Below are 18,100 nucleotides of genomic sequence, written 5' to 3' on the forward strand. Positions count from 1 at the left end.
CAAAAAAATATTAAATATCTTGTCCCTTTATTATGGACAAGAACTGTATATAAGTCAATAAAGGAGGAGTTTACATGGAACAAGTATTAGAAAAACTACGTACATTTTTATCACAGGAGGAAGAATTGCTACGGGATTATGCGGTCGATGTAGCGGAGGCCTTCAATAGTTGTTTGTATATGAGCAATCAAAAGGATTATTTTGCACAAAAGGGTCGAGTAAATGCTATTAAAGACGCTATCGAACTAGTTGAAGATTTAGAGAATCCATTAAAAGCTGTTTGATTCGTTCTCGTCACAGGATTCATAAGCAACAAGCTTGTGAGTCCGATGATGTGAATGCATCGGAAAGGCAGGTGATTCAAGTGAAGATTAATGTAAAAGGATGGCTAGCAAAGAAGCCAGTAGATCGTTTTATGGCTATTTATAAAGCCGCACGACAAAATGACGCTACCCTTAAAAATAAGCATAAAAAAGGCTTACAAGCACTGGCATGCGAGTAAGCGTCTATCTAATATCATTAATAAAATTATATCAATTATCTAGCAAAATATCAACTAGGAGTATAGACAAGGGGAGGGCGACAATTTGTCGTTACCCTTGTGAAAGGGGAAGTAGCATGATTTTGATGGAGATTCAGCATGCAGATAAAAAGGTTTTAACAACAGCGCAAATTGCTGAGGTGTATCAAGCGGATAGTAAGTCGTTAATGCGTAACTTCCAGCGAAACAAGGAGCATTTTAAAGAAGGTGCTCATTATTATGCCCTTACTGGTGAGACTCTTAAACAATTTAAAGGCGGACGACAAAATGACGCCACCCTTAAATTTGTATCTGTGTTGTATTTATGGACCGAAGAAGGTGCATTTCTGCTAGCAAAATCGCTCAACAGTGAAAAAGCGTGGCAGGCTTATAACATGCTTGTTGCGCAATATTATCAAATAGCTAAAGGCTTGCAGCAGGCGCAGCATGTTTCCTTGCCGTATGACGAAAAGCGTTTTTTAGCTTTGGAGCAACGTGTCCAAGAAATTGAGCAACGATTGCAAGGAGTTACACTGCATTCAGGGGAGCAGAAGCGTCTACGACAGGCAGTGACAGAGCGTGTCGATCAACTGTGTAAGGTTCAAGCACGTCGCGCAGCCTGTTTTGCGTCCATTTATCGTGAAATTAAAAGGCGGTATCAAGTGGAGTCTTATCGTGATGTACCTCAGTGCAAGTTGCAAGATGCCCTGCATTTTGTGACAACTTGGAAAGGAGGGGCAGATGCATGAATTTACTCATCAATGAGCCGCCTTTACAAGTTCTGCCTAGTTTAGCTGTAAAAGTGGGCTTGAATGAGGCAATTATCCTACAGCAATTGCACTTTAAATCACTTATATCTGCACATGTTCATGATGGGCATAAATGGGTGTTTAACAGCTATCAGCAATGGCAAAATATGTTTCCATTTTGGTCTGAAAAAACGATAAAACGTGCAATTAGAAAGCTAGAAGATGATAGCTATATCATCTCTACAGATGAATTTAACAAATACAAAATCGATAAGACAAAATGGTATCGGCTGAATTATACAAAACTTGGTTATTTGACGATGGGACAACATGACCCTTCGAACGAGACAAAATGTCCTGACACATGGGGACAAAGTGACCCTACACAGGAGGACAAGTTGACCCCATCAAGTAGGGACACTTTGTCCCCACCAATAACCAAAGATATTAAGAGTAATAAAAATAATATTGTCGAGGAGCTCGACATTGTGCATGAAATTATTGGTTACCTAAACCAAACTGCACTTAAAAATTTCAAAGCAACAACGACAGCTACGAAGCGACTCGTCAATGCTCGACTTGCAGATGGCTATACGCTAGAGCATTTCAAATGCGTAATCGATACAAAGGTCAAGCAATGGCTGCACAACCCTGAAATGAATAAATACTTACGTCCAGACACGTTGTTCAATGCAACGAAATTTGAAGGCTACTTGAACGAAATACAAAGCGTACAGCCTGTTCAGCATAATTCGTCTGGTCCACTAGATTTAGATTTTAGCAAGGGAGAGGATCTGTAATGGAATTACAAAACATTAGCTTTGAGCTAGCAGAAAAAAGCTTACTCGGAACGATGCTACAAGAAAATTATTTGATTGCAGATAGCAACTTAGAGGCTGATCATTTTTCATCACAGGTGCATAAAAATATTTTCTCCAGCATGCTCCAGCTAGTCAGTGAGCGTAAGGTAGTGGACTATATCACCTTACTGACAACACGAGAGTCGATAGAGCTGGGAGGGGCCAATTATTTAGCAGAGCTTGGCAACTTCGCCAGTGGAACTAATTATGAGCAGCACCACAACATTGTGCTTGAAAGTTGGCGAGAGCGTTCTAAGCGTCAAATCATGGTGCAAGCACAGCAAGAGGATTGGGGTATTGAAGAGATTCAACAGGCATTGGACAAGCTAACAACCCAACACATCAGTACAAATACGAGCATTAAAGCAGATTTAATCCAAATGGCAAATCGGCCTTTCGAGCAAGAAAATGTTAAAACGGGTGTGCCTACAGGATTACTTGACTTGGATAAAATGCTAAACGGCTTTCAAGATGCAGAGCTGACTATCATTGCCGCAAGACCCTCTATGGGGAAAACAGACACGATGAATCATCTTGGGCTAAATGCTGGGTGGAATGGCTATGTACCGATTATCTTTTCATTGGAAATGAGCAGGACAACATTAATTGATCGGCTCATTGCAACAGCAGGGAATTTTAATCGCTTAAAGATGCGTAATCCCTTTGAATATTTTACAGACGGACAAAAAGAAAAGTGGATGTCAACACTCGGTATGATTGACAATGCCAATATCGAGATTGATGATCGAGCAGGGCTGACAGTACCTCAGATTCGTGCAACCGCTCGTAAAATCACCAAGTCCAACCCTAATAAAAAGCCCATTATTTTGATTGATTACTTGCAAATCATTCGAGGAACTAACCCACGAGACAATCAGACAAAACAATTGGGCAAATTTCATGGGATTTAAAGCAAATGGCTAAAGAGTTTAACTGCCCTGTTGTTTGTTTGTCACAGCTCAATCGTAGTGTAGAGCAACGCCAGAACAAGCGACCCGTAATGAGCGATTTACGAGACTCAGGCAATATCGAACAAGATGCTGATGTAATTGCATTTTTATATCGTGATGATTACTACTCCAAGGAATCCGAAAGTAAAAATATTCTGGAGTTCATTATAGCCAAACACCGTAATGGACCAACTGGCACCGTATCCGCAGCCTATATAAAAGACACCGGTCGCCTATCAAATATTTCCTGGGGAACGATGAAATGAATGAACTAATCACAGTGAAGGAAATTTTGGAATATGCCACAGAGTTCGAATTGTGTCGCCTTGCCCACCAAGTATTTTGGGCTGTATCTACACAACAAATTAATCTAGCAGATGATTCTAATAAATTGCTAGATGTGGCCTATGATGAGCTTGCTGTTTATGAAATGACAGAAAGTAACGTACTTGGGATTGGTCGCATTAAGCTATTTGTTGTAGAAAGTTTTGCCGGATACGCTTTTTACTTTGCCAGCAATTCACTGGAAGTCAGCGTAATGCACCGTGAGAAATTTGGTGAGCGTACAGGAGCCATTACAGAGGCACATCGACTATTGACTAAAGTGATGTATTTCGCTGATTTAGATATACACATTCCACTAATCGATCATCGCAAAACCATCGTACAATTTCCTGCTTATCTCGGACATGCAGCTGCAGGACAATATATTTTGCATCGTCTAGATCAGTATAAAGGGGTGAGAGGTATTGTCTAAGGAAGAACGTGAGGAAATCATTGCAATTATCATGATGCGTAAAAATTATGCGGAGGAAATGCTACGTAATATGTCGGACGAGCAGCTATTAAAAACATTGGATGAGTTGTAATTTGGGGAGGAATAGGTAAATGAAATTTAGAAAATGGTTATCGTTGTCTCTGGAGCGTCGTTTAGTGATTATTAGTAATGCTATTCATACTAAAAATGTTTTTAAGAGAAAAATTTTTTAGGGGGATGAGGGATGTTGAAGATAGTTAATGTAAATATTTATGATATCATTGGCCTTTCTTTTGATCCTGTTTATATGGCATTACAACAACTTGAGGATAACGAAGAAATTCTTATTGATAAATATACCATTCGAAAAACAGATAAATTTTACGAAATTGAAAATGGAGACATGCATGAATGCTTTATGGAGAAAGAGAAGTGCTATCATGTTCTAAGCAATCTGATTATGACCATTTAAAAAAGCTATGGCGGCAACCATAGCTCTTCAATAACAAGGCTTCTCCCTTGCTAGCAGTAAAACTATTATAGCATAAGGGGGAAGCTATTGTGAGAATGAAAGAGTTAAAAGTTGGTGTTGATGGAAAACTTTATCTTGATATAATGGAATTACCTGAGACTTGTGTAATAGTTCTTTCGAAAGGGGTAGCCAAGTTGACGGAGCTTCCAGCATACGCAGAAACAAAGATTATTACACACCAAGGTCAGGTAAAACGTGTGAAGTGGGATGAGGGCGAGGAGTTTTGAATAGGGAAATAAAGAAAGATTAGAAAATAAAGTAGACGAATAACCATAATTTTCTGAATTTTATTTACGAGGTAACCCATTTTATTTTACCGTATAGAAAGAGAAAATTTGCTGGTTACTGAAACAAATGTGGTGAAGTAGCAAATAGAGGGAGGAAATTTGATTAAATCTAATTTAAAGAGTGCTTTATTTTATAATATAGTATTCTATTTAATTATTGTAGCCATAATATTTTTTTTTAAAACTAAATTATTTTGGAAATATTCCTTAGTTATGTTGATTTTTTTGGTTCTCATGGTGGTCTTTTCTTATCTTATAAGTCCACAAATTAAATTAATGATACTAGATGAACCTAAATTTTTTACTGTACTTCTAGGAGAAGCCCTTGTGCTCTTAATGTATTTAGTTATTTCTATATTTTCTTGTATAACTAGTTTTTTACTAATCCAAATTATATGGAAAATAAATTTATTTAATCCATCTGATTCATTTTGGGGCAAATTATCAATGTTGTTTGCAATTGAAGATATAGGATACATGTATTTTCTTATACAAAGTATTTGGATTATTATTAGCTTCATTGTGTATAGTATTGCTTTAAGAATTTTTAATGCTATTTCAACATTAAGAAATGATGGTTTTAATTTTAATGATCAAATTTTAGTAAAACCATTATTAAAACATTGTACAGTTTTTGTAGGGCTTATTGCAGTAATAGCTGTAGGTACTGTATTTATTCAGCAGGACAACTATGTTTATGATAAAGAAACGGAAACATTATATAAAGTAGTTGAAATAAATTATGATATTAAAAGAATTGAAAAGCTGACAACGCAAGAAAAAGAAATCTTTGAGAATTCGTATGAAGGAGATAAAACAAATCCAATATTTCCCTTATTCATATTTTCAGTATTTTTCCTTATACCGTATGTTCATTTGATTTATAAAAGTAAATAAATTCTACCAGTTCTTTGGAGGACAACAATGTATAGTAGCAAAACGCTGCCAACTTTTGTTGTCCTTTTTTATTTTATTTAAAGAAGTGGAAAGATCATGGATATCTTAAAAAATATTGATGGTAAGGCTACACAAAAAGCTATTGAAAATGTACTACGACAATATCGAACTTATCAACTAACAACGCCAGAGGATTTATTGCCAACTATTACACCAAAGTATACATTAGAAATGCCGTTCTTTGGTGGAGGAATCCATTCAAAAGTTGAAAATGCTGCTATTCGGAACGTAGAATATTACAAGCAAGCTGAAAGTTTTTTCGAACGATTTAATAGAGGTTTTTATAAGCTGAACCAAAAAGAGCGTCAGATTATCGTCATGGCATATTTAGAAGAATTGCCAATGTTTAATTATCAAATTTCAAAAGATCTTCATATCAGTGAACGAACTTTTTATCGTATAAAAGCACAAGCTTTGTATAAATTAGCATTAGCTTTACAAGTAGAGGTATATCAAGAGGAAGAGGCGATTACTCAATGAATTTTGTCCAGCCAATACGTGATTTAGAAAAGGTTCGAAATGTCAGAACAACATTGCTGGGCAATCCACGTGATGAGCTACTATTTTGTTTTGGGATATATACTGGGTTAAGGATTAGTGATATATTACGTTTAAAAGTTGGTGATGTCCGTAATAAAAACGTATTACATATAAAAGAGTTAAAAGTGCAGAAAAAGAAAAAACTCAATAAGACGAAACGCATCCCCATTTTAAATGAATTACAAAAGATGATTGCTTCATATATCGAAGAAAAAGAAGACCAAGAGTATTTATTTAAATCCCGACAAGGTAAAAATAAACCGATCACTAGGGTAAGGGCTTACGATATTTTACGAGCAGCTGCCCGAGTAAATGATTTGGATGAAATAGGGACATATACTTTGCGAAAGACATTTGGCTATCATGTTTATCAAGAAGAAAAAGATGTTGCATTATTACAGGATATTTTTAATCATTCAGCACCATATATCACAATGAAATATATTGGAGTAAACCAAGATGCGATTGATAAAGCCTATCAAAAATTAAATAAGCGTTTGAAGTTTTAAAATAGCACTGATAATGGTGCTATTTTTATTTTGCTCTTTTTAGGAAATGGTACATTTTCTAAAAGAGTGGAATACTTTCGTATACTAAAGACATTTACAAAATAAGGACATGTACAACTCATTTTCAAAATAGGGTGTAAAGTGTTTATAAATCTAGTTTTTTTAAGAGTTTCGCAGGTTAACAGAATATAAGATATGTTAATGTGAATACTAAAAATTAATTAAGTGATATAATATTGGAATATATATGTTATTAAAGAATTTAATTGAAATTATATAGGAGGAATCTATGGAAAAATATATTTTTAAATTTTTTAAGAAGTTATGGTTTTTTATTATAAATAGATTTAGAATTCCATATATAGAGTTTGTAATGATAATTTATTATTCGTTAGTATTATTTAATGATGTAGCTATACCAGAAAAATACTTATTGAAACTAGTAGTTGCATATTTAGCTGGGTTTACAGGTTTTTTAATATTGTTAGATTGTATAATAAGTTTGTATAAATATATGACGATTGAACATAAAGGCACAGATAAAAAACTAGTTATAAAAAAAATCGTCTTAAAAATCGTTTTACTGATTTTTCCTTTAATAATACGCTTCATAGAAAAAGTCTTATCACAAATAATTATACCTTCTGAGGGGATATCAAACCTAAGCCAATTAGGGCTGCTATATGTACTTTTAGTATTAATTAGTTCACTAGTTTTCATTTCCTTAATTGTAAGGTATTCAATGATAAGTGGATTTTGGAAAAATGGCTGGGTTTCCTTAATATTTGCTTCGTATATCTTTATAGCGTATTCTTTTTCATTAATATATTATATTGGTGATTATTACTCTGTTAGTAAGGGAGAAGGATTTAGTTTTAGTGAGAAAATAGAAAATGAGATTTTAGTAAGAAATGCTCTAAATAATTTTGACAAGGAATTAGTTGGTTTTCAAGAGGGCTACCTAGAGACAGTTATTAAAGAAAAACAAAATAAAATTGGATATACGGTTATAGATGTTGAAGGAAATGAGTTGAATCTAACTACTGATAAGATAGGTGAAGGTTGGGCCGGCTATTTTTATGATGATTTAATAAAAAGTTATAATCTATTTTCTATTTTAGATATAACTGACTTTAAGTTTAGTAATAATAGTTTTATTGAATCTTATTCCAAAGTAAATTATAATATATTTATAAATGGTAATTATAAATTGCTGAAAATTGGTTTATATAATATTCCTAACAATGAATTAAACGGTAGTATTATTAAAGATAAATACTCTGGATTAGGAATTGAACGATATCTAAAAAGAGAAATATATTTGGTTATTAGTGAAGAGAATTTTACAAATTATTCAGTTTTAGAATTACAAAGTAAGAATTACATATTGTTAAATAAATTATTAGCATTCTCAAATGTTTTATTAGATGATTCAATTGTTCAAATAAATCAAATAATTACGGAAGGGAAATCCATTAGTTTTATTGATTATCTTTACTATAGCTTTGTGGTAATTACAACTTTAGGTTTTGGCGATATTACACCTATAAGCAAATTATTCAGATTTTTAACGGTATTAGAAGCACTTTTAGGTCTAATAACTATGGGACTTTTTTTAGCTAAAGTTTTTGATAGTAAGAAATAAGCAGAGGTAGTTTTGAATATTTATCAAGAATTAGTTCTCAAATAATAATAGCAGGAAATGATTTTAAGTTATTTTTTGTTGTTAAACCTTGTAACCTAATAAATTTTGGCAGACTTTTGGCAGGAAGTTGGCACACTTTTTCAAAATAAACGTGCTATTATGGTAGTAGGCAATATTAATTGAACAACATAAAGACAGGCGATGTGGCTCATGCTGCGTCGTCTTTTTTGTTGTGTTCATAATTCTATAAATACAAATTTAGGTTCTCCAAGAGGCTTTTAAAAAGACTGCGGGTCTCGTGAGCCCCAAAAACGGTCTAGATATATGGGGGAAATAAGCGTTCCTTCCATCCTTTCAGAAAAGGAGGTGAGAATTTGAGTGAAACAGCAAAAACGAAGCTGGATGAAAAAACAGTCGTAAATACCAAGTCGATTGCCAAAATGTTCAATATGACAGAACGTAATGTTCGTTACTTGGTTGAGGAAGGTGTCATTTCTCGTGTTACGCATGGTCGTTATGATCTTATAGACACAGTGAGCCGATATATTACTTTTCTTAAAATGTCTTTTGATGGGATAGATGAAAGTAAGGTAATGGAATCACTAGACTATGAGAAATGGCTACATGAAAAGGCGAAACGAGAAAAGGCAGAGATTGAGCTAGCTCATATAAAAAAAGAGATGCACAAAGCTGATGAGGTAGAGAAGGTTCAGAATCATATGGTGATGGCATTTCGTTCGAAAATGTTGTCTCTCCCATCCAAGGTAGCATTACAGTTGGTCAATAAAGATGATCCTAAATTGATTGAAGCCATTTTGGAAAGGGATATACATGAAGCTTTGTCAGAGTTGGCTGAGTATAATCCAATGCAATATTTCATTGAGGATGATGTAGAAGTAGAAATGGTAGGTGATGAAGATGGTTCGGAAACAAACGATGAACCTGTTCAATAAGATAGCAAGCTTGGTAGCACCACCACCGAAATTAACCGTATCACAATGGGCAGATAAACATAGGGTCTTGTCTAAAGAAGCCTCTGCAGAACATGGTCGATGGAATACAGATCGTGCACCTTATCAACGTGAAATAATGGATGCTGTAAATGATCCTGATGTGGATCAAATTGTTGTAATGTCCTCTGCCCAGGTTGGGAAGTCGGAAATCATTAACAATATTATTGGCTATCATATTGATTATGATCCAGCACCAATGCTATTAATGCAGCCGACACTTGAAATGGCCGAAGCTTATTCAAAAGATCGTATAGCATCGATGATACGTGATACGCCAGCTTTGTCTAAGAAAGTTAACAGTCCTAAAGCGAAAGATGGTAACAATACACTTCTTCAAAAGAAGTTTGCAGGTGGTCATTTAACGCTTGTAGGTGCAAATTCACCAGCAAGTTTAGCGTCACGTCCAGTTCGAATAGTGTTGGCCGATGAGGTAGACCGATTCCCACCGTCTGCAGGAGCTGAGGGAGATCCGTTAGCTCTTGCGCAAAAGAGGACTAAAACGTTTTGGAATAACAAATGGGTGTCTGTATCAACACCAACTATCAAAGGTGCGTCCAGAAAGAGTATGAGTATCTGGTCTATAGTTTATAAAGCATTGGTATATTAAGTAAGTTAAAGTATACTTTATAAATAAATACATATTAGGAGCGGTGAAGCGATGGTTAAAGCCCTGAACTGTCCAAACTGTGCTGCAACTTTTAATCCTAAAGACTCTATATGTGAGTACTGTGGCAGTTACATCATCACATCAGAAGCAAAACAGTTAACATATGATTTAAATGAATTTAAACCAACCTATAAAAAAATCTTTTTCCATGAAATTGAGATGTGTGCAAATGAGCTGCCAATACGGTCAGGTATGGCGAATATCTATTATAGTGCAACAAAATCAGATGGTGGCCGTTTGCTATTAACAAATCAACGTCTTATTTTTTGTGCACATGCACTAAACATGAACCCTAATTTATATTGGGAAATTAGTTTGAAAGATGTAGATCGAGCTGAACTTGGCTTAAATCTTTTTATTTCACAAAGAATTAATGTTTTTGATGTGAAAGATAATGAAACAACTTTTGTTGTTTATGGCGGGAAAACTTGGATAGCTGAAATTGAATGTGCTTTAAACCAAAATTAACATAGAAATGACCAGGTATTTAATTATTATAAAGCCTGGTCATTTTTTCTATATGCTGAATTTACTTTATTTTAATTCCATCTTTTAGGTGTGTAACAACTGCGAATAAAACTACTATCCGTTACACAAAAAAGTCACCAAAATCACGAAAAAGTCACATTTCCCCCGAAAACCTACGAAATGAGGCAAAAAGCATGTCTTTGTACATTCACACAAAACCTTGCTATAATTAGGTTTGCGAATACATATGAAAGAGGGTAAAAACATGAACGCTTATGATGAATATATGAAGCAGGTTGTGAAACCGATGCGTGAGGAGCTAGTGGGAGCTGGGTTTACGGAGCTGACGACGGCTGATGCGGTAAATGAATTTATGGCAGAGACGAAGGGGACCTCGTTAGTAGTCATTAACTCGGTGTGTGGTTGTGCGGCAGGGCTTGCTCGTCCAGCAGCGCGTGAGGCGATTGCGGCAGTGAAGCCGGATCATCTTGTGACAGTGTTTGCGGGGCAGGACCCAGAGGCGACTGCAGCAATGCGTGGTTATTTCGATGAAGTACCACCAAGCTCACCTTCCATGGCGATTTTAAAGGATGGGGAATTGGCTTATTTTATTCCACGTGAACAAATTGAAGGCTTCCCTGTGGAGCAAATTGTTTCCCATTTAACTGGCGTATTAGAACAAACATGCGAGCAATAAATACGATTGTAACAACAGCGGGCAGACCAGACGATGAATCGATGGCGCTCGCTGCTTTTGCGTGTCAAACATTAGGGGCTACATTTGAGCCGAGGAAAAAGCGCTCTGTTCGGAAGATGTCAGAGGCGTTTCAGGCAAATATTATAGTGGCGGGGAAAAATCGCTATGATTATTATGCTTATGGGGTAGAGGAGCCGTTTTTCTTCCATCCTAATTCTGCGGCATTTCGCTTAAAACGGATTGCTCGAGGTGAGGCAGAGCCATTTTTAGAAGCCACGCAGCTTCAGCTAGGAGATACAGTGCTGGATTGTACGCTTGGACTAGCGGCGGATGCGATGTTAGCCGCTTATATCGTTGGGGAAACAGGGCGCATTGTAGGCCTAGAAGCAAATCCAAATGTCGCCTTTATTGTCGGGCAGGGAATGCAAACTTATGATACAACAGAGCTACCGTTAACGGCCTGTATGCGACAAATCGAGGTCGTTCAGTCCGAGGCAGTTCATTATTTAAAAACATTGCCAGCGAATGCGTTTGATGTCGTTTATATGGATCCAATGTTTGAGGAAGCTATTGAAGAATCCAATAATTTCGAGGCTTTACGCCGAGTGGGTGAGCATGTTACTTTAACTGATGAATGGGTGCAAGAAGCGAAGCGGGTCGCGAAAAAGCGTGTGGTGCTGAAGGCTCATTTTCGATCAGAATGGTTTACGAAGTATCATTTTCAGCAATATGAGCGAGTGACCGCTAAGTTTCATTATGGTGTTCTCGAAGTGTAGGGGCTTGTTTTAAGACAGGCCTCTATTTACTTATAGGGCAAAAATAAGGAGGCTCCAAATATATGACGAATAGCGAAATTAGAACCCCTTTTGAACTAGATTTATTAGCCAAAGCACAATCATTGAAAGCTACAAAACCTCCGAGTCCGTGGGAGCATGAAACGATCATTCCTGCCAATGGTGTACGAGCCTGTGGATGGGATCAAGATGAAAATATCATCCTCATAAGTGGGTCGGGCTATAGTATCACTGAACCGATAACGGGTCTTTGTCTTCATCGTGAACGAGATGCAGAATTGACGGAGGACTGTGTCAGTGAGGATCGCTTAACTTTTCACTCTCCATTATCAAAAAAAACTACCTCCATTTTTGGCTTGGAAGCGGGGGATGGGATACATGTGACAGCGGACGGCTGGCAGGTTGAAGTTATTTACCCATGGTGGCCACGTGCAACAGTAGTCCTCGATTATCTATTTACACCCCGTTATAGCTATTTAAGCAATGCTACAGCTATTGATATACAGCGTTTGGATGGTGCTATAAAATGTGGATTTTCTCCTTCTGGTAAACATTTAATGATGATGGGATCAGGTGGTGCCTTAATCTATTCGAGAAAAGAATGACATCCCATTTGGTAACTCTATTTATTTTTGAACGATAATTCGTATGGTGTTTGAGAGATTTTATAATTAGTGCTTTACATTTTTAATATAGAGTGATATAATTGAAAACGTGCTATTTTAGGTGGCATATTTCAGTAATCTGGCATTCTGCTTTTTGTTTTTGTAGATACTTATTCACACTGGCGCATGCTTTGGGGCTGCAAGGACGCAAAAGATGGTAGGGTTTGCGTTGCTTAAGTTAGAGAGCACACAGTGGAATTTTACCGCGGTGATGAAACAACTATTGTTTCAAGATAATATTCCCCAGATGATTGGGTTGAGACTTTTACAATTTACGAAAATGTTACCTATAAATACTAAAGGGGTAGTTTCGCATGAGCGAGGCTGCCCCTTGTCTAATTGTTGGACGCTGTCGCATGAGTTGCTGGCAGTTTTTTTGTTGCCAAAATTATGCTGGTATACATTACCGTTTACTATGCTAGTAAAATAAGTAATAATAAAAGCAAGAATTTTAGTAAAAGTCTAAATTCTATAGTTAAAAATCTGAAAAATCAAAAAGGTGAGGGAAGTTTATGGAGAAAATCAATACAATAACAGCAGATGTAATTACGCAATTAACAAAAATGGCAGAAATGAAGAAAGTAAGCATTGAGCAACTAGTAGCATTTTATTGTCAGGAAAGACTTCTCTACCGTTTATCAACATCATCCTATTATGATCAATTTTACATAGAAGGGGATCTTTTCTTCTTTACATTAGCTGAAGGAGTAGGGATGTCTCCGAATGAACTAACACTCACAGCACAAAAAAGCGCGTATCAAAACGACATAGTCCAACAGGCATTTACAGAAATTTGTTCGATCGGAATACAAGAGGACGGCGTTCAATTTTTAGAAAATGACATCGAAAGTATAATAACGGATTCGCGTATTCACTTAAAGATACCGGCAAAATTGGATACGATCACTACATACATAGAAGTTAAAATAACCTTTATAGAAAATCGAATAGCGCCGACGACCATTACTTTCCCGTCGATGCTAGACATGAAGCTAGCGGAGCTCTCTACCTCTCCAATTGAATTTGTAGTTGCCCAAGGCTTGCTTGACATATTCCAATATCCCTCTATGACTTCAAAAATAGTAGTAGATATTGAGAGGGTATTAGAAACACAAAACATAGAAGGTCGTAAATTACAAGCTTATCTTGAAGAATTGTCTGACCAACGTCACCTGACATGGGAGCCAACAACTATACTAGAAAAAGGTATTGTTAAACAATTTTTCAACCCAATATATGAAGTCCTATTGGCAGATGAAGAGTTTTTTAAACAGTGGGATGGTAAGGAGCAGGCTTGGCAATAACGATAGAAACCCCTCGAACAATAAAAAGTTCGAGGGGTTTTTCATAAAATGATTTCGTGTATCTGGGATAGGGAGATGATCAAAACGCAATTGCTGGGGAGCAGTCGTTACGCTATCTTCTCACTAGTTGTACAAAGACATGCCTAGAGCAGTTTCAATAAATTATGTAAGAATATATATGAATTTGTACTAAGTCCCGCTTTAAAAACGATAGAAATATGATAATTTGTCGGTAGCATCAGGAAAAATTTCAGGTGCTACCTTTTTTATAGCTTTACGGGTGACTATTCTCGTAGGTTTCTTAATTTGAGAGTAGTTGAAGTGGTCGTGTGAATGAACTCTTTAGGGTTTTAAGTAACGGATTATTACTTACAGTCCACTTTACATTTGATGCTATACAAAAATCTATTAATTTTGAATGTTAATTTGCTAATCATTAACATTATTCAGTATTACTCTTTTTTTTTCTATAGTATAGTGAAAATGTATGTATTTCTATAATGATACATAGAGAAAAACGGCAAATCACGTAAAGGAGGGCAATTATCTTTGAAAAAAATAAGTAACATCTTCATCATTTTATTTCTATTTGGTTTACCCTGGGGGAATATGTCTGCCGATGCAAATGATACAAACGATGATGATGTTGTTGTGACACCTATCGATTCGGATGTCATGTTAACTGATGATACTGCACAAGAGGAAAATGTGGTCATTCCAGAAAGACTTAATGGTCTTCGATCTGCATCAGCTGCTGATACGCTTGACCAAACATCCGGAGCGGGGGACCCGGGTGGAATCTTTCGAGCGCACGGAAAGGGTCAAAGCTTTACGGCAGGCTTGTCCGGTTATTTGAATAAAATCGATTTGTATATGGTGGATTACGGAAGCTCAGGTATTGTTTTTACGCTCAGTATTTATGCTGGTGAAAGTGTTTCTGGAGCTGCTCTGGCAACTGCGACATTTAGCAGTAAGGATATTCCCTATAATCCGGGAGGCTGGGTGAACGTATTATTCGATAAGCCGACGCAAGTACAAGCGGGACAGCAATATACAATGCTGTTAACATCCTCAATCGGTGATACGCCGCAAACGTCTTGGAAGGTTTATACTTCCGACGTATATGGAGGGGGCCAAGCCTATACGGAAAACAATTGGACAAATTATGACTTCGGCTTTAACACCTATGTCGGACAATCACCAAGGGATTATACAACTACGCTCGCAGTGTCTCCTTTGAATGGTACATACGGCCAAACGGTAGTTATTTCGGCAATGCTGACAACACCTGATGGGCCTATCGCAGGAAAGAGAATTACTGTCTCCATTAATGGAAGTACTATAGGGTTTATCACAACCAATTCAGCAGGTATTGGTTCGGGCTCCTATTCACTTAGGCAAGCTGCGGGAAGCTATGAATTGAAAGTATCGACAGAAGCTTCGTATCCTTACCCTGCGGCAGAACAGACAACAACACTTACGGTCAACAAAGCCCCGCTTACTGTAACGCCTAACAATGTGTCTAGACAATATGGAACATCTAACAACAATTTTACACTGAACTATAACGGCCTGATGCCATGGGACACAGCTGCCTCCATCGGGCAACCAGTGTATTGGACAGTAGCTGATACTTCAAGCTCAATCGGCAATTATAATATAACAGCCAGTGGTTTGGCATCAACGAAGTACACAATCACCTATTCACCAGGTACTTTAACTGTGACACCAGCACCTTTAACCGTCATGGTTGCGAATCAATCCCGGGCATATGGACAAAGCAATCCGCCTTTGAGTGGTTCAATCACTGGAATTGTGAATGGAGATGAAATTCTAGCGACCTATTCGACAGCAACAACCGAATCAAGCTCAGTAGGATTGTATCAAATCGTTCCGTCCTTATCTGATCGCGAAAACAAGCTTAGTAATTATCAGGTTGTGATGGTGGAGGGAGTGCTAACAGTTACAAAAGCCGAGCTTCGCGTTGCGACAGATTCAGTATCACGCTGGGCTGGTAAAGCAAATCCTCCATTCACTGGTAATCTTACAGGCGCTGTTGCCGATGACTCCATTACGGCAAAATATGATTCAGCAGCGAGGGAAGATAGCGCTGAAGGTGTTTATGATATTACTGCACAGCTTCTTGATCCATTGAACCGTTTGTCCAATTACGAGGTTATAAACGACATAGGTAAGCTAACCGTTTATGCTACTCCAAAGCCAGTGTTCGCCACAGGAGAAACGTTCAATGCGGTGAAGTCAAATGTTGGGTTACCAAGTGCAGATGATGCAGGCCGTCCAATTCGCTGGACGTCTTCGGACAACAGCTTACTTGATGCAACAACAGGAGCCGTGCATCGGCCGGCTTACCCAGTTGGCGACTCAGCCATAACGCTAGAAGCAGAGGTTGATGCGAATCAGACAACTTATAAAATCCGATATAACCTAACGATTTTAGCTACTGATATGGTGGATAAAGAGGCAGTGGCTCGAGATATTAAGCTACTTGCGATTGGTTACACAGCTGGTGATGACGAAAAGCACGTACGAAATCGGTTAAGCCTTCCAGCTACAGGGAAGAATGGTTCTTCCATTACATGGACTTCTAGTCGGGCAGAACTGATTAATCCTGCTGACGGTTCCGTTTCCCAGCCATCATCTGGAGACCAATCAGTTACCCTTACAGCTACGGTAACAAAAGGACTGGAATCAGACAGTCGACAGTTTCATTTGATTGTTGTAAGGAATAATACAAATGTTGAGGGGCCAAAAGAACCTATTAAAGAACCAACTAAGGAACCTACTAACGAATCTGAACAGCAACAATCGGATTTTTACATTGATTTTATTGACCAAAATAATCAAAAGGAAAGAATGAACCTTACCCAGTCTCAAGTGAAATCTGGCTTTATTGAGCTCGATAAGAAGACAGCAAAGGGATATTTCGAGGTGAGCGGAGAAACGGCACACAAATTACTCAAGTTGAATCCTTCGTTTGCATTTCAAATAACAACAGCTGGTGGAATAATGAAACTACCTGTCTCTGAATTAGTTGCTTCTGCAAAGAACCAATTTATAGGGAAAAACAGCGATAAAATCAACTTTTCAATTTACGTTGGAGGGACGGAAGCTCCAGTTCCTTTATTAAATGATTTGAAATCTCGAGGTGCAAAATTATTGACTGGCCCTATTCAATTTAAAATTAGTATGAGTATGGGAGACGAAGCTGGAATTGCTATCACACAATTAGGCAGCAAGGTTGAAAGACGCATAGCCGTTTCCGATAACCCTACAGATACGATTGTAACGGTATGGAACGAGCAGCTTAAGCAACTGAAATATGTTCCGGTCCGTTATGAAAATATCCGAGGCCAAGTCTATGCCTTGCTTCCCGCCAGCAGTGATGGCTTGTACTTAAATTTTGTAAACCAACAAATTTTTGCAGATATGAAAAGACATTGGGCCAAAAAAGAAGCGGAAAAGTTGGCTTCAATGCTTATCTTTGAGGGAAAAGGACAGGGAATCTTTGACCCGAATGCCCATTTAACGCGTGCGGAGACAGCCGCACTATTGGTCAGAGCACTAGGCATCCCAGAGCCGGCGCACACGGCAGCATTATCCGATATTTCTGGTCAATGGTATGAAGAGGCGATTTCCTCTGCAACAGAAGCTGGATTTGTGAATGGGTATGAGGACGGTAGTTTCCGACCGAATGAATTTGTTTCAAGGGAAGAACTTGCGGTCATCCTTTCGAGAGTCCTTGAATATGGTAGCAGCACTTCTTCAAATGCTTCTGTAAACTATTCGATATCTCTCAATGATTCCAAAGAAGTATCCAATTGGGCTACTGAGGCAGTGCAAAAAATCATTTCCAACGGTATTATGATAGGTGATAATGAAGGTGATTTTAAACCACATCAAACTGCAACCCGTGCTGAAATGGCGATAATAATGAACCGTCTTCTTAACAAGCTAGGATATATGTAAACACGCCGTTGGAGCGTCATTTAACAGTTGTCAATTATACTTAGTAAGACATTTGAACATAAGTAGATTTGGTTTAAAAGAGCATCATTCCTGAAAAAGAATGATGCTCTTTAATGTTGAATGAGAATATTTGAGTCTTATAGGCAACTCTTTTTTCTTTATCGAATTTCAGGGTGATTGATTTGGTGTTAAATTACAT

Annotated in this window: 19 protein-coding genes and 1 pseudogene; all 20 read left to right on the top strand. The window is 37.4% G+C overall.

Annotation, left to right across the window (positions count from 1 at the left end; genetic code table 11):
* Positions 1-74 precede the first annotated feature (74 nt).
* The 20 genes and pseudogenes from KVT27_RS07005 (at position 75) to KVT27_RS07105 (ending at position 17,901) form a co-directional block, all read left to right on the top strand.
* Entirely contained in the window at positions 75-284 is a 210-nt protein-coding gene (locus tag KVT27_RS07005) for a hypothetical protein (RefSeq protein WP_217581007.1), read from the top strand.
* On the top strand, positions 281-502 hold the full coding sequence (locus KVT27_RS07010; protein ID WP_217581008.1) for a hypothetical protein: 222 nt from the start codon (positions 281-283) through the stop codon (positions 500-502). Before KVT27_RS07005 ends, KVT27_RS07010 begins: the two co-directional genes overlap by 4 nt.
* Positions 503-618: 116 nt before the next feature.
* On the top strand, positions 619-1,269 hold the full coding sequence (locus KVT27_RS07015) for an ORF6N domain-containing protein (protein ID WP_217581009.1): 651 nt from the start codon (positions 619-621) through the stop codon (positions 1,267-1,269).
* On the top strand, positions 1,266-2,069 hold the full coding sequence (locus KVT27_RS07020; protein WP_217581010.1) for a conserved phage C-terminal domain-containing protein: 804 nt from the start codon (positions 1,266-1,268) through the stop codon (positions 2,067-2,069). The genes KVT27_RS07015 and KVT27_RS07020 overlap by 4 nt, the downstream gene beginning before the upstream one ends.
* Positions 2,069-3,345, top strand: a pseudogene (locus KVT27_RS07025) (replicative DNA helicase). The gene KVT27_RS07020 and the pseudogene KVT27_RS07025 overlap by 1 nt, the downstream one beginning before the upstream one ends.
* Positions 3,342-3,836: a hypothetical protein gene (locus tag KVT27_RS07035; RefSeq protein ID WP_217581013.1), complete on the top strand. Its 495-nt coding sequence runs from the start codon at positions 3,342-3,344 to the stop codon at positions 3,834-3,836. The pseudogene KVT27_RS07025 and the gene KVT27_RS07035 overlap by 4 nt, the downstream one beginning before the upstream one ends.
* Positions 3,837-4,080: 244 nt before the next feature.
* Positions 4,081-4,308 carry a hypothetical protein gene (locus tag KVT27_RS07040; protein WP_217581014.1) on the top strand — a complete coding sequence of 76 codons (228 nt, stop codon included), beginning with the start codon at positions 4,081-4,083 and terminating at the stop codon, positions 4,306-4,308.
* 95 nt (positions 4,309-4,403) lie between these two features.
* Positions 4,404-4,595, top strand: coding sequence for an XtrA/YqaO family protein (locus tag KVT27_RS07045; RefSeq protein ID WP_254636121.1), 192 nt, complete (start codon positions 4,404-4,406; stop codon positions 4,593-4,595).
* 159 nt (positions 4,596-4,754) lie between these two features.
* Positions 4,755-5,552, top strand: a complete 798-nt coding sequence (locus KVT27_RS07050) for a hypothetical protein (RefSeq protein WP_217581016.1) — start codon at positions 4,755-4,757, stop codon at positions 5,550-5,552.
* A gap of 96 nt (positions 5,553-5,648) precedes the next feature.
* Entirely contained in the window at positions 5,649-6,092 is a 444-nt protein-coding gene (locus KVT27_RS07055) for an ArpU family phage packaging/lysis transcriptional regulator (protein ID WP_217581017.1), read from the top strand.
* Positions 6,089-6,661, top strand: coding sequence for a tyrosine-type recombinase/integrase (locus KVT27_RS07060; protein WP_217581018.1), 573 nt, complete (start codon positions 6,089-6,091; stop codon positions 6,659-6,661). The genes KVT27_RS07055 and KVT27_RS07060 overlap by 4 nt, the downstream gene beginning before the upstream one ends.
* Positions 6,662-6,950: 289 nt before the next feature.
* Positions 6,951-8,306 (top strand): potassium channel family protein, encoded by a 1,356-nt coding sequence (locus KVT27_RS07065; RefSeq protein WP_217581019.1) that lies wholly within the window; start codon positions 6,951-6,953, stop codon positions 8,304-8,306.
* Between the two features lie 374 nt (positions 8,307-8,680).
* A complete protein-coding gene (locus KVT27_RS07070) occupies positions 8,681-9,259 on the top strand; it encodes a hypothetical protein (RefSeq protein ID WP_217581020.1) in 579 nt (192 codons plus the stop codon).
* Positions 9,225-9,926, top strand: a complete 702-nt coding sequence (locus KVT27_RS07075; RefSeq protein WP_217581021.1) for a phage terminase large subunit family protein — start codon at positions 9,225-9,227, stop codon at positions 9,924-9,926. The genes KVT27_RS07070 and KVT27_RS07075 overlap by 35 nt, the downstream gene beginning before the upstream one ends.
* A 51-nt stretch (positions 9,927-9,977) precedes the next feature.
* On the top strand, positions 9,978-10,454 hold the full coding sequence (locus tag KVT27_RS07080) for a hypothetical protein (RefSeq protein WP_207974146.1): 477 nt from the start codon (positions 9,978-9,980) through the stop codon (positions 10,452-10,454).
* Positions 10,455-10,719: 265 nt separating this feature from the next.
* Complete coding sequence (locus KVT27_RS07085) at positions 10,720-11,151, top strand: BrxA/BrxB family bacilliredoxin (protein ID WP_036125483.1); 432 nt, start codon at positions 10,720-10,722, stop codon at positions 11,149-11,151.
* A complete protein-coding gene (locus KVT27_RS07090) occupies positions 11,139-11,927 on the top strand; it encodes a class I SAM-dependent methyltransferase (protein ID WP_150907680.1) in 789 nt (262 codons plus the stop codon). Before KVT27_RS07085 ends, KVT27_RS07090 begins: the two co-directional genes overlap by 13 nt.
* Before the next feature lie 62 nt (positions 11,928-11,989).
* On the top strand, positions 11,990-12,550 hold the full coding sequence (locus KVT27_RS07095) for a hypothetical protein (protein WP_217581022.1): 561 nt from the start codon (positions 11,990-11,992) through the stop codon (positions 12,548-12,550).
* A gap of 572 nt (positions 12,551-13,122) precedes the next feature.
* On the top strand, positions 13,123-13,914 hold the full coding sequence (locus tag KVT27_RS07100; protein WP_217581023.1) for a nucleotidyl transferase AbiEii/AbiGii toxin family protein: 792 nt from the start codon (positions 13,123-13,125) through the stop codon (positions 13,912-13,914).
* A gap of 549 nt (positions 13,915-14,463) precedes the next feature.
* Positions 14,464-17,901 (top strand): immunoglobulin-like domain-containing protein, encoded by a 3,438-nt coding sequence (locus KVT27_RS07105; protein WP_217581024.1) that lies wholly within the window; start codon positions 14,464-14,466, stop codon positions 17,899-17,901.
* Positions 17,902-18,100 lie beyond the last annotated feature (199 nt).

The organism is Lysinibacillus sp. GbtcB16 (assembly GCF_019091145.1).
GTDB classification, from domain to species: Bacteria; Bacillota; Bacilli; order Bacillales_A; family Planococcaceae; genus Lysinibacillus; species Lysinibacillus fusiformis.